At 66.9% G+C, this 12358-nt stretch carries 7 protein-coding genes and 2 pseudogenes; 2 read left to right on the top strand and 7 right to left on the bottom strand.

Annotated features, from left to right (window positions below; genetic code table 11):
- Positions 1-13 precede the first annotated feature (13 nt).
- Positions 14-523: pseudogene (locus tag CAG11_RS34600) on the bottom strand (methyl-accepting chemotaxis protein); the annotation flags it as partial.
- Positions 524-871: 348 nt separating this feature from the next.
- Positions 872-1942: pseudogene (locus CAG11_RS34595) on the bottom strand (HAMP domain-containing protein); the annotation flags it as partial.
- 665 nt (positions 1943-2607) lie between these two features.
- Here CAG11_RS34595 and CAG11_RS30550 point away from each other — a divergent pair.
- On the top strand, positions 2608-3924 hold the full coding sequence (locus CAG11_RS30550; protein ID WP_164485057.1) for a Na+/H+ antiporter family protein: 1317 nt from the start codon (positions 2608-2610) through the stop codon (positions 3922-3924).
- A gap of 60 nt (positions 3925-3984) precedes the next feature.
- Here CAG11_RS30550 and CAG11_RS30545 read toward each other — a convergent pair whose 3' ends face one another.
- The 5 genes from CAG11_RS30545 to CAG11_RS30525 are packed head-to-tail and all read right to left on the bottom strand — an operon-like array spanning position 3985 to position 11665.
- On the bottom strand, positions 3985-4887 hold the full coding sequence (locus tag CAG11_RS30545; protein ID WP_158091451.1) for a DMT family transporter: 903 nt from the start codon (positions 4885-4887) through the stop codon (positions 3985-3987).
- Positions 4884-5777, bottom strand: coding sequence for a phosphoserine phosphatase SerB (gene serB / locus CAG11_RS30540; protein ID WP_085600053.1), 894 nt, complete (start codon positions 5775-5777; stop codon positions 4884-4886). The genes CAG11_RS30545 and serB overlap by 4 nt, the downstream gene beginning before the upstream one ends.
- 53 nt (positions 5778-5830) lie before the next feature.
- On the bottom strand, positions 5831-6646 hold the full coding sequence (locus CAG11_RS30535; protein WP_207245112.1) for a 2OG-Fe(II) oxygenase: 816 nt from the start codon (positions 6644-6646) through the stop codon (positions 5831-5833).
- Positions 6647-6678: 32 nt separating this feature from the next.
- Complete coding sequence (locus CAG11_RS30530) at positions 6679-7434, bottom strand: SDR family oxidoreductase (protein WP_022639757.1); 756 nt, start codon at positions 7432-7434, stop codon at positions 6679-6681.
- Between the two features lie 31 nt (positions 7435-7465).
- Positions 7466-11665 carry an amino acid adenylation domain-containing protein gene (locus CAG11_RS30525; protein WP_256578798.1) on the bottom strand — a complete coding sequence of 1400 codons (4200 nt, stop codon included), beginning with the start codon at positions 11663-11665 and terminating at the stop codon, positions 7466-7468.
- Between the two features lie 302 nt (positions 11666-11967).
- Between CAG11_RS30525 and CAG11_RS30520 the strand changes: the two genes are divergently transcribed.
- Positions 11968-12358: SDR family NAD(P)-dependent oxidoreductase (locus CAG11_RS30520; protein ID WP_143494828.1), on the top strand; the 391-nt coding region annotated here is incomplete at its 3' end.

Below are 12358 nucleotides of genomic sequence, written 5' to 3'. Positions count from 1 at the left end.
AGCGGTTGCAGGGTCAGACGCGGAACTGGTCCATCAGGCCCTGCTGCTGGTTGGCCAGGCTGTTCAGCGACTGGCTGACCCGCGCCGACTCGTTGGCCTGTTCCGACAGCGATTCGGTGACGTCGCGGATGGTCGCCACGTTGCTGTTGATCTCCTCGGCCACGGCGCTCTGCTGCTCGGCGGCGCTGGCGATCTGCAGGTTCATGTCGCTGATCACCGTCACCGCATCGCCGATCTGGCGCAAGGCGGTCACCGCCTGTTCCACCTGCTCGACACTACCCTGGGCCTGGCGATGGCTATTGCCCATGGACGCCACTACATCACGGGTGCCGTTCTGCAACTGCTCGATCACCTGGCGGGTTTCTTCCACCGATTCCTGGGTGCGCTGGGCCAGGTTGCGCACTTCATCGGCCACTACCGCGAAACCACGCCCGGCTTCCCCGGCCCGGGCCGCTTCGATGGCGGCGTTGAGAGCCAGCAGGTTGGTCTGCTCGGCGATGGTGCGGATGACCTCCAGCACCGAGCCGATCTGCTCGCTGTCGCTGGCCAGGCCTTCGACCTGGCCCATGGCGGTACTCATGTCGGCGGCCAGCAGGTCGATGGCGCGGGTGGTGCGGTCGATCACGGTCAGGCCCTGCTGGGTCGCCTGGTCGGCATCCCGGGCAGCCTGGGCGGCCTGGGCGGCGCTGCGGGCCACGTCTTGGGCCGTGGCGCTCATTTCGTGGGATGCGGTCGCCACCTGGTCCACCTGGCGGTATTGCTGCTCCATGCCGGCGCTGGTCTGGGTGGCGATGGCCGACGACTGGTCGGCGGTGCCCCGGGCGTCCTGCACCGAGCGTTTGACCTCGGCGATGATCGGTTGCAGCTTGTCCAGGAAGCGGTTGAACCAGCCGGCCAGTTGCCCCAGTTCATCCTGCTTGTCGTAGTTCAGGCGGCGGGTCAGGTCGCCTTCGCCGCTGGCGATGTCCTGGAGCATGGCGGCCACGCCAAGGATCGGCCGGGTCACGCTGCGGGCCATCAGCCATACCAGCAACAGGCCGACCACCGCAGCCAGCAGGCCCAGGCCCAGCTCCATCAGGGTGCCGCTGCTGTTGCTGGCATCCAGTTCGTTCTTCAGTGCCTCGGCCGGACCCACCAGGACCTTTTCCGGCACGTCCAGCAGCACGCCCCAGGGCTTGCCGCCGGGGATCGGGGTGAACGGCGCCAGTACCTTGAGCTCGTGGTTGTTGTGCAGGCTGCGGGTCTGGGTGCTGCTGGCCAGCTGGCGGATCAGCTCGGCGCCGTTGGCGCTGTCGACACTGTCCAGGCGCTGGCTGAGCTTGCTGGCGTCGGGGCTGTAGCCGGCCAGCAGGCCTTCGGGGCTGACGATGCTGACGTTGGTCTGGCCGGCGTAGAGCTTGCGGCTGGCGTTCTGGCTGACCGCCTGCAGGCTGTTGAGGTTGATGTCCACCGACAGCGAGGCGATGACCTTGCCGTCCACCAGTAGCGGAAAGACGATGCTGGTCATCAGCACCTTCTGCCCGGCGATGTCATAGAAGTAGGGCTCGATCACGCAGGGCTTGAGGGTGCTGCGCGGGCAGGTGAACCAGGCATTGGCCGGCTGGCCGCTGGGGCCGGTGCGGGTATTGCTCATGTCGCTTTCCGGCAGCGCCATGGCGGTCAGCTGGCCCGGGGTCGGTTGCGACCAGTACAGGGCGAAGCGGCCTTGCTCATTGCTGCCCAGTTCGGTCTGGCCGTTGAACAGGCTGTCCTTGCCGTCCAGGGCGTTGGCCTCGAACACCAGGGACAGGCCCAGCAGGTCGGGGTTGGCCTGCAGTGCCGACTTGACCTGGCGGGTCAGGTCCTCGCGCAGGTCGAAGGCATCGAGGAAGCGCTTCTCGGCCTGTTCACGCAGGAACAGCACCTGGCGCGAGAAACCGTGGCCGTATTGATAGGCATCCATGAACTGCTGGCGGATCCCCAGGGCCTGGACTTCGCCCTGGGCCTCGATCCGGGCCTGGGCGGCTTCGTTGAGCATCTCCATGCTCGAGGCCTTGACCATCTCGGAGCTGTGCTCCATGCGATACAGCGAAAGCCCCACCAACAGCGACACGATGCCCAACAGGCAGAGTCCGGCCAGCAAGGTGATCTTCCATTGGATGGAAAGTTGTCTGAGCGACATGGAGACGTCCTTTATTCGATAAATATCTGAGACTTTGCACTGTAGCGGCCGTTGGTCGGGTTTCTTTAAACGAGCGTTCGAAATCCGTTACCCCCATATGGGTAGCCGCTGCCGAGCCCGCGAGGCTGCGCCAAGGTCCGCCGGACCTTCAGCGTTCTTGCGACCATTGCGGCCCTGCGGCCCGTACGCAGCCTGCGGCAGCGGCTACACGAAGCCGTTTGGATCTTCAACGTTCTCGCGACCCATGCGACCCATACGACCCTGCGAGCCATGCGAAGCCGGGTGCCGATGGGCGCCAGGCCGCGGTTTTGACAAGCCGGGCCCACTGCTGCAAAGTGCGCGCCCTCTAACAACAAGCTCTTTCATCCCGATGTCGGCAGCGTGCTGCCCTCCGGTCGGTCACTGGCTTTTGCGCGGTTTTTGCCCGCAGTAATGAGGTAACGATGATTAACGCAGTAATTGCCGCGGTAGGCGTGATGCTGGTACTCAGCCTGTCCCGCGTGCATGTAGTGATCGCCCTGATCGTGGGCGCGCTGGTGGGCGGCCTCACCGGCGGCCTGGGGATCGAGGCCACGCTCAAGGCCTTCAACAGTGGCCTGGGCGGCGGGGCCACGGTGGCCCTGTCCTATGCCTTGCTCGGGGCCTTCGCCGTGGCCATCGCCAAGTCCGGCCTGGCCCACGCCCTGGCGGACAAGATCCTGCTGCTCGTGGATCGCCAGGACGCCAATGGCGGCGGCCAGGTCAAATGGTTGCTGATCGGCCTTTTGTGGGTGGTGGCCATCGCCTCGCAAAACATCCTGCCGATCCACATCGCCTTCATCCCGCTGCTGGTGCCGCCGCTGCTCTACGTGCTGACCAAGCTGCAGCTGGATCGGCGCCTGATCGCCTGCGTCATCACCTTCGGCCTGATCACCCCCTACATGTTCCTGCCGGTGGGCTTCGGCAACATCTTCCTCAACGAGATCCTGTTGGCCAACGTCGCCCGCAGCGGTGTCGACATCAGCCAGGTCAACGTCACCCACGCCATGGGCATTCCCGCCCTGGGCATGGTCTGCGGCCTGTTGCTGGCGTTCGTCAGCTACCGCAAGAAGCGCGTCTACGACCTGGGCCGGATCGAGAAGGTCGAGCAGGTCGAGGTGCAGTACAACCCGCGGACCCTGCTGGTGGCGGGCCTGGCCATCGTCGCCGCGTTCGTCATCCAGCTGCTGCTGGACTCGATGATTATCGGCGCCCTGTGCGGCTTCCTGATCTTCTCTATGTCGGGCATCGTGCGCTGGCGCGAGACCGACGAGCTGTTCACCGAAGGCATGAAGATGATGGCCATGATCGGCTTCATCATGATCACCGCCTCAGGCTTCGCCGAGGTGATGAAGGCCACTGGCGAGGTCAACAGCCTGGTCCAGGCGTCGGCCAGCTGGATCGGCCACAGCAAGGGCGTGGGCGCGCTGCTGATGCTGCTGGTGGGGCTGTTGGTGACCATGGGCATCGGCTCGTCGTTCTCCACCGTGCCGATCCTGGCGGCGATCTTCGTGCCGCTGTGCGTGCAACTGGGCTTCAGCCCGGTGGCCATCGTCTGCATCGTCGGCACCGCCGGGGCCCTGGGCGACGCCGGCTCGCCGGCCTCGGACTCGACCCTGGGCCCGACCTCTGGCCTGAACATCGACGGCCAGCACCACCACATCTGGGACACCGTGGTCCCGACCTTCCTGCACTACAACCTGCCGCTGCTGGCCTTTGGCTGGGTCGCGGCCATGGTGCTCTGAGCAACATCCCCGCCCGGGGAGCCCGGCCGGCTCCCCTTTGGCCTCAGGCCGTCCTGCCGATCACTTGAGCAATGGCTTGCCCGGCGCGGGCGAGCTGCACAGGCGCACGCCCATGGCGGCCAGTACCACGCCCCCCCAGGCCAGCCAGGGCATCGGCTCGCCCAGCAGCAGCCAGGCCACCAGGGCCGCGCAGGGCGGTACCAGGAAAAACACCGCCGATACCCTGGCCGCCTCGTTACGCCGCACCAACAGCATCAGCAAGGCGATCGCCAGCAGCGAATTGAAGAACGACAGGTAGCCCAGGGAACCGACGAAGGCCCAGTTCCACTGGATCGGCTGGGTATCGAAGGTGAAGGCCAGGGGCGAGACCAGCAGCATGCCCAGCAGGTACTGGCTGAACAGCGAAAGGATGATCGGCTGCGGGGTCGAGGCCTTCTCCAGCAGCACGCTGGCGCTCAGCCCCAGCAGCGACAGCCAGGCCAGGCCCATGCCCAGCGCGGTGAAGCGTTCCACGCCGGACTTGGCCAGGATCACCACCGCCGCCCCGAAAAATCCCAGCAACAGCCCCAGCCATTGGCGGCCGGCCACCGGCGTGCGCAGCAGCAAGGGCGAGGCGACGCCGATCACCACCGGTTGCAGCGAGACGATCAGCGCCAGCAGGCCGGCGCTGATCCCGGCGCCGATGGCCAGGTAGGTCCCGGCGAAATACACGCACTGCATGAGCACGCCACTGGCGATCATCGCCAGCAGGGGCCGGCCCCGGGGCAGGGGCGGACGCTGCACCAGCACCACCGGCAGCAGCACCAGCACCACGATCACGTAGCGCAGCCAGAGGAACATCATCGGGCTGCAGTACTGCAGCCCGACCTTGACGATGGCGAAGCCCGACGACCAGAGCAGCAGGAACAGGCCGCAGATCCACAGGTCCGACCGCTGGCGCAACGTTGGCGGCAGGCTTTTCACTGGACCGCCTCGGCCCGCAGGCCCTCGACCTGACGGCCCTGGGCCAGGACCGTGGACAGGCTGTCGAGGCCCCCATGGTCGAGGACGATATCGCAGGCCGGCAGCAGCACCGGCTTGGGCCGGAAGCCCACGAACAACCCGGCCTGGCGGGCCATGTCCAGGTCGTTGGCTCCGTCGCCGACGGCGATCACCTGCTGCGGGGCGATGCCATGGCGGGCGCACAGTTGCTGGACGATGGCGGCCTTGCCCGGGGCATCGATCACCTCGCCGAGCAGGGTGCCGCTCAGGCGCCCGTCGACCACCTCCAGCTTGTGGGCGAACGCCTCGTCCATGCCCAGGCGCTGCCTGATGCCCTGGGCCACCAGGTCGAAACCGCCGCTGACGATGGCGGTCCGCAGGCCGGCCCGGGCGGCGATGGCGATCAGTTCGGCGGCGCCGGGGGACAGTCGTACGGTGCGCTCGATCAGCCGATGCAGGTCGGCCACGGCCAGGCCGCGCAGCAAGCCGATGCGATAGCGCATGCTGGCGGCGTAGTCGTCCCGGGCATCGCTGATCGCCCGCTCGGTGAGGCGCCCGACTTCCTCGGTGGCGCCGACGAGGTCTGCCAAAGCGACGATGGTCTCGACTTCGATCAGGGTCGAGTCCATGTCGCAGGCCAGCAGGCGGAAGTCCGCCAGGGCCAGGCCCGGGGGCAGCACCGCGAAATCCGTGGCCAGCTCGCGCAGGCCGTTGAACAGCTCCCCGCGCCGCGCTTCATGGCGCGGTTGCCACTGGACGACAAGACTGCCGTGGGCGTGCCTGGGGGAGTCCAAACCCAGCTGGTGCAGGTCGCTGGCCAGGGCCGCCTGTCGTGCCGGGGTGAAGCCGAACAGAATGAGGTGTCGTGTCATAACCTGTCGCCAAGGTGGCGCCGCATCGGTGCGGCGCCACGTCCATGGGACGATCAGCTCCAGTAGGTCAGGGGCCGGTCGCTGCCATAGCAGCCAATGAAGGCCGCCATGCCGATACGATAGCTGTCTTTGCTGGGAGTCACGGCATGCAGCATGCGCGAACTGAAGATAATCAGGTCGCCGGCATCCGGATGCAGCACCAGCGGCGGCTGCTCCACCTTCTCCGGCAGCAGGCCTTCCACATCGCGGATCAGGACCAGTTCCTCGGGGCTCGGGTCACGCAGCCACAGTTGCAGATCGCCGCCCTGTTGCGGGGTGCGCAGGTACATGTTGGCCACCAATTGCTCTTCGATGCCCTCCAGTTCCGGTGCATCCGACTCCTCGATGATGGTGTCGTTGTGCGGGTAGAACCGCGACGAGGACGGCTTGAACACGCGGATCGCGCCGACGAAGCAGGCATGGCCGTAGAGCCGCTGGATGTTGGCGCCACCGGGCCAGTATTCCTGCAATTGCAGGCGGATCTTGTCGGCCGGGGTCAGGTGCGGCTCGAACAGGCTGCGCAGGTCCTGGATGTTCTCCACCGCCTCGGCGTGGTACTTGCGGCCGGCTTCCTGGTTCCACTCCGAATCGATGTGCGGCGTGCAGATGCGCCCGACGCTGCTGGTGTATTTCTTGTTGTAGTAACCCAGCTTGGGGTGCTCGATGGCGGCCTCGGCGGCTCGCTCGGCGATCGCCACCGGGTAGTAGCCCTTGACGTGGATCGCGCCGATCTCCCGGGCGGCCAGGGCCAGCAGGGTGTCGGTGGTCAGTTCGCTGGCCACCACCGGTGGCGCGGTTTCTCTTCTTGCAGGTTTTACGAGCATGTTCATGCATGGATCCTCTTGGGAAGTGACGTTGCGGGTCAGATGCGTTGCCGCGAAGGGCGGATGCGGATGTCGTCGATGTGCACGTGCTCGGGTTGTTCGAGCACGAAGCGGATGGCGCGGGCCACGTCCTCGGGGCCGAGGAACGGACCCTGGTCGCGTTCCAGCGCAGCGAAGCCGTGCATGTCGTAGCCGGCGGTTTCCTGGAAGCCGGTGCGCACGAACCCGGGCTCGATCAGGGTCACCCGGACCAGGCTGCTGGCCAGCTCCTGGCGCAGGGACTCCACCAGCGAATGCAGGGCGAACTTGGTGGCGCCGTATACCGGGTTGCCGGCGGACAGCTGGCGCCCCACGGTGGAACCGATGACCACGATGTCCTGGACCCGCTCGCTGCTGCGCCGGCGTTCGAGGAAGGCCCTGGCCGCGGCGCGCAGCTGATGCATGGCGCCCAGTACGTTGACGTCCACCAGCTCTTGCCACTGCGCGCTGTCCGAGCCCAGCAGCGATCCTGGCAGGCCACGCCCGGCGCACAATACGAAGGCGCTGGGCGGCTCGCCGAAGGCTTGCTCGCCGGCCCGCCACAGTTGCGGCACATGGGCCGGGTCGCAGGCATCCATGGCGATGCCGACGGCTTTCCTGGCGTTGTCGTTGGCCGCTGCGCAGACCTGCTCCAGGCGGGCCTGGTCGCGGCCGCTGAGGGCCACGTTGGCCCCGGCCTGCACCAGCGCCTGGACGACGGCGCGGCCAATGCCCGAGGTGCCGCCGGAGATCGCCACGGTCGAATGATTGTTCATTGCTTGCTCCTTCAAGTGGGGGTGGCCGTGGTCACCCGTTGGTCCGGGCGTACCCGAACAATCCGCGATCCTTCAAGCGCCGGACGAACTCGAACACCCAGTCCCGGGACAGCTGGGAGAACTCGACCCGGTGTTCTTGCAGGCGCGACAGGGTCCGTGAGTGGTCGTAGGTCAGGTTGCGTGCCTCGCGCGAGGCCCAGAACAGGCCCAGCGCCACTTCGGCCTGGGTGGTCTTGCCCGAGCGTTCCAGGGCGTCCTTGAGGCTGCGCGCGCGGACCCGCTTGATCGGGATGCCCAGGTCTTGCAGCGAGGCGACGAACAGGTCCGAGGAAATCGCGTAGGGCGAGTCGACGTGGTAGGTGCCGCTGCGCAGGGACGGGTCCAAAGACAGGCTGACGATGCCCCGGGCGACGATGTCCACCGGGCTGAGCACCAGCGGCTCGTCGTACTGCGCCGGTGCGTAGCCGGCATGGGCGATGGCGTTGATGCACTGCACCCAGCGATTGGCATTGGCGTTGCGCTGGAACATCGCGGTCTGGGAGTGACCGGTGACGTTGCCCGAGCGGTAGATAAAGGCGCTGTGCCCGCGGTATGCCAGCTCCCGGACTATGCCTTCGGCGAGGAACTTGCAGCGCTCGTATTCGTTGAGGAAGTCCTGGCCCACGTCCAGCGCGTCTTCGTCGAACACCACCGGCTCGGCGCCCCGGTAGCAGCCGCTGACGGCCAGGGTCGACATGAAGTGCAGGGCCTTGGCGTGGCCGCTTTCGACGAAGCGCACCAGTTCATGGGTGGGGAACACGATATTGCGCTGCATGTCGCTGCGGCTGCCCACCAGGCGGGTATCGGCGGCGAAGTGGTAGACCGCGTCGATGCTCCCGGCCAGGCTGTCCCATTGGGCCTGGGACAGGCCGAAAGCGGGCTGGCTCATGTCGCCGACGCAAACCTGCACCCGTTCCCGGGGCAGGGCGCTGGCATCGCTGAAGAAGTGGCTCCAGGCGGCGGCCAGGCGGGCCTGGGCCGCGCTCGGGGAGTCCGCCCGGACCAGGCAGTGCAGGGTCGCGCTGCTCTGCTCCAGCAATTCGCGCAGCACATGGATGCCGATGAAACCGGTGGCGCCGGTCAGCAGGATGTTCTGCGCGGCCTTGCCCGGCTGCGCCACGCCATGGCTGCCGATCACCGTTGCGGGGATGTTCCACAAGGCGCCGCTGGAGCTGCTGCCGGACAGCTGGACGCCGCCTGCCGAGGCCTGGCCGTCGAGCAAGGCCGCGCGCAGGGCCTGGGCGAACTCGGCGATCAGCGCCGCCGGGGTGGCCAGGGCGTTGAAGTTCAGGTCCAGGATCAATTGCTCGCCCGCCAGCCGGCCGGTGAGCTTGAACTGGTTGATCCGCGGGTTCTCGCGACCGCGCAGCCCGGCGTAGGTCACCGGCGCCGGGCGCAGCTTCCAGTCATCGCGCAGGCCGAGGCTGGTCTTGCCCAGGTAGTTGAAGCAGTGGCGTGTGGCGAACGCTGGCAGCCCGCTGCAGGCATAGGAGTGTCCAAGGTGGGGAACATCGGCCAGGGCCTGGCGAACCGTGGCGATTGGCTCGCGGGCCAGCTCGGCGGCGTCCAGGGCCAGGGGAAAGGCGGCGGTGAACCAGCCCACGGTACGCGAGATCTCGGTCTGGTCGTCGAGACTGAGGCGGCCGTGGCTCTCGAAGGTCACGTTGAGCACCGGTTCGGGCCATTGCCGGCTCGCCAGGGCCAGGTAGTGGCCCAGCAGGTACTGGTCGATGGACACCCCGCTGCGCGCCGCGCCAGCCATGATGCGCGCGGTCTGCTCGGCGTCGAAGGCGATCCAGGCGGTCTGGGCGTCTTGTTCCTGGCCGGCGGGGAACGGTTGTTGCGCTGGGCTCGCGAGCCGTTGTCGCCAGTAGCCGGCGTCCCGGGCCAGGAGTTCGCGGTGGGCCTGCAGGTGCCCGACCCAGTCGGCATAGCTGGCGCAGCGCAGGGGCATGGCGCGGCTGTCGCTGGTGTAGCGGATCATCAACTCGTCGAGGATCAGGCTCCAGGACACCACGTCCACGGCCAGGTGGTGGGCCACCAGCAACAGGTACTGCCGGTCCTGGTGAGTGATCAGTTCGACGAAGAACAAGCGTCCGGCACTGATGCTCAAGCGGCTTTCCAGGACGGCATAGCGACGGTTGGCCAGGTCATCGAGGCTGGCATCGACGGCCCCGGCATCCAGCTCGGAGAACACCTCGGGGTAGGCGGCGCCGGCCTCGAACATCCAGGCCTGGCGCTGGCCGTCGAAGGCGAAGCGCGAGCGCAGCATCTGATGGGCCTGCAAGACCTGGAGGCAGGCCTGGCCCAGGCGCCCGGCATCCAGGCGCACTTCGGCTTGCACCAGCATCGATTGGGTCCAGCGGTCGGGCTCGCGCACGTCCTGTTGCAGGAACCACTGCTGCGCCGGGCCGGCGATGCCTCGGCTGGCCTGCTCGGCACGGTTGTGGCCGGGCTCGGCGGGTGAGCTGGCCTGTTGCAGCTGGGCCACCAGGCCGGCGAGGGTGGGGCTGCCCAAAAAGGCCCGGGCGCTGACGTCGAAGCCCTCCAGTTGCAGCTCGGAGATCAAGCGCACGGCGTCCAGGGAGTCGCCGCCCAGGTCGAAGAAGTCGCTGTCGGTCTCCACGCTCGTTGCCCGGCAGTGGCGGCGGAAGGCGTTCAGCAGCTTGGCGTAGGGTTCGTCGGCCTGGACCTGGTCGTCCAGGGCGTTGGCCATGGTCGCGGCGAAACCTTCCTGCAACCGGCGCACGACGGCCTGGCGATCGAGCTTGCCGTTGGCATTCATGGGCAGGTGCGCAAGGTTCTCGAAGCGCAACGGCAGCATGTAGCCCGGCACCTGCCGAGCGAGCCCGGCGCGCAGCCAGTCGTTGCTCCTGGGCGGCCCTTCATAGGCGCACAGCAGGTAGTCGCGCTCGGCGAAGCGGCGATGGACCACCACCGCCCGCTGTTCCAGCAGCCGTTGCAGCGCGCTTTCGACATGTCCCAACTCGACCCGGTAGCCGTTGACCTTGACCTGGCGGTCGGCCCGCCCGGCGAAGTGCAGGCGCCCCTGGTCGTCGAGCCGGACCCGGTCGCCGGAGCGGTAGAACCTGTGGCCCTGGAGTTCGACGAAGCGCCCGGCATCCAGGTCCGGCCGCTGCCAGTAGCCCAGGGCCACTTGCGGTCCGCCGATGAACAGCTCGCCGGTGACGCCTACCGGGCAAGGGTGGCCATGGCCGTCCAGCACCCGCAGCTGGCTGTCTCCCAGGGCGCGGCCAATGGGCACGCTGGCCTCGCCCAGCGCTGCCAATTGTTCGGCCAGGACCGGCTGGACCGTGACGCCGACCGTGGTTTCCGTCGGGCCGTAATGGTTGAACAGCCGGGCGACCATGCCGCTGGCCAGGGTGCTGCGCGCCAGTGGCGGTTCCAGGGCCTCGCCGCCGAGCAACAGCCAGCCCAGGGTCGGGCGCGGCCCCTGGTCCGCCGTGGCCTGGTCGAGCAGGGTGCGCCAGTGGGTGGGGGTGATCTTCAGCACGTCGATGCGCTGTTCGCCCAGCAACCGATACAGGGCCCGGGGGTCTTTGCGTTCGTATTCGTCGGCGATGTACAGGCTGCCGCCGGTCCAGAGCGCGAGGAACAATCCGGTGTTGCCCAGGTCGGCCGCCAGGGTACTGACATGGGCATAGCGCAGGCCGTCGACGATGCCCAGCGCCTGGGCGACGCCCTGGCAATAGTGGGCGATGTTGCGGGCGGACACCGCGACGCCCTTGGGCGTACCGGTGGAGCCGGAGGTATAGAGCACGTAGGCGGCTGCATCGCCCCCGGCACCGGTTGGTTGCGGTGCAGGGGCAGCGGCGCGGCAGTTGGCATCGAAGGCATAGCGCAGCGCGTCGTTCTGCGCATCGTGCTGCATCAGGGTGTAGCCGCCCACGGCCAGCACCAGGTCGGCGCCGATCTGCTCCAGGCGCGGGCCGGCGTCCTCTTCAAGGGAGGCGACCTCGACTATGGTGTAGGCGGCGCCGCTGAACATCACGGCCACTAGAGCGACCACCACTTCCAGGCACCTGGGGCCGACTACCGCCACCAGTTGCCCTGCGCCGATGCCTCTTCCTTGGATTTGCCTGGCCAGGTCCAGGGCATCTCGTTCCAACATTGAATAAGTCATTTGCCGGGAGGCATCGCTGAGTGCGACTTGTTCTGCCGACCGTGACATCCATCCGGTCAGCCGCTCTATTAGAAGTTCAGCCATTTCCATCTCCGTTATTAGAACTTTCCTTGTGGCCAAAGTGGCCGGCCTGGAAAACATCAACAGATGAGCGAGTTGGCCTGCAGGCTATGCAGCACGGGACCTTGCGTCCAATATCGGCTGCGTATGCTTTTATATGGGCTATATATAAGTTGCCGTTGATGAACTTCGGCGTTGACACTTGCTGGAAGCGGGAATTATAAAAATTAGTTGTTCTTTGAACTTTGGCTTGTAAGGTTTCTTGAACTGCAACGGATAAGGAAATCGCTATGAAAGGCTTGGCATTGGTAACCGGTGGCAGTCGTGGAATAGGTGCGGCGGTGGCCCGTCAGCTTGGGCTGTTGGGGTATGAGGTGTGCCTGACCTACGAGCACGACGGAGAGGCGGCCCGGCAGGTGGAGGAGGCGATTGGCGCCGCTGGTGGCGTGGCCTGGAGCTGGCAGCTGGACATCGCTTCGCCGGTGGCGGTCATGGCGTTGTTCGAGGCCCTGGATCGACGCCCGCTACCCCTGGCATTGCTGGTCAACAATGCCGGGATCACCGAAGGTTTCTCACGGCTCGAGGCGCTGTCCTATAAGCGCCTGGAGCATGTCTTCCAGGTCAATGTGTTCGGCGCCTTCATGTGTGCCGTCGAAGAGGTGCGGCGCATGGGGCGTTCCC

This window comes from Pseudomonas sp. B6(2017) (assembly GCF_002112765.1).
Taxonomy (GTDB): Bacteria; Pseudomonadota; Gammaproteobacteria; order Pseudomonadales; family Pseudomonadaceae; genus Aquipseudomonas; species Aquipseudomonas piscis.
The sequence above is the reverse complement of the archived record's forward strand: the minus strand, read 5'-3'. Positions and strand labels throughout refer to the sequence as shown.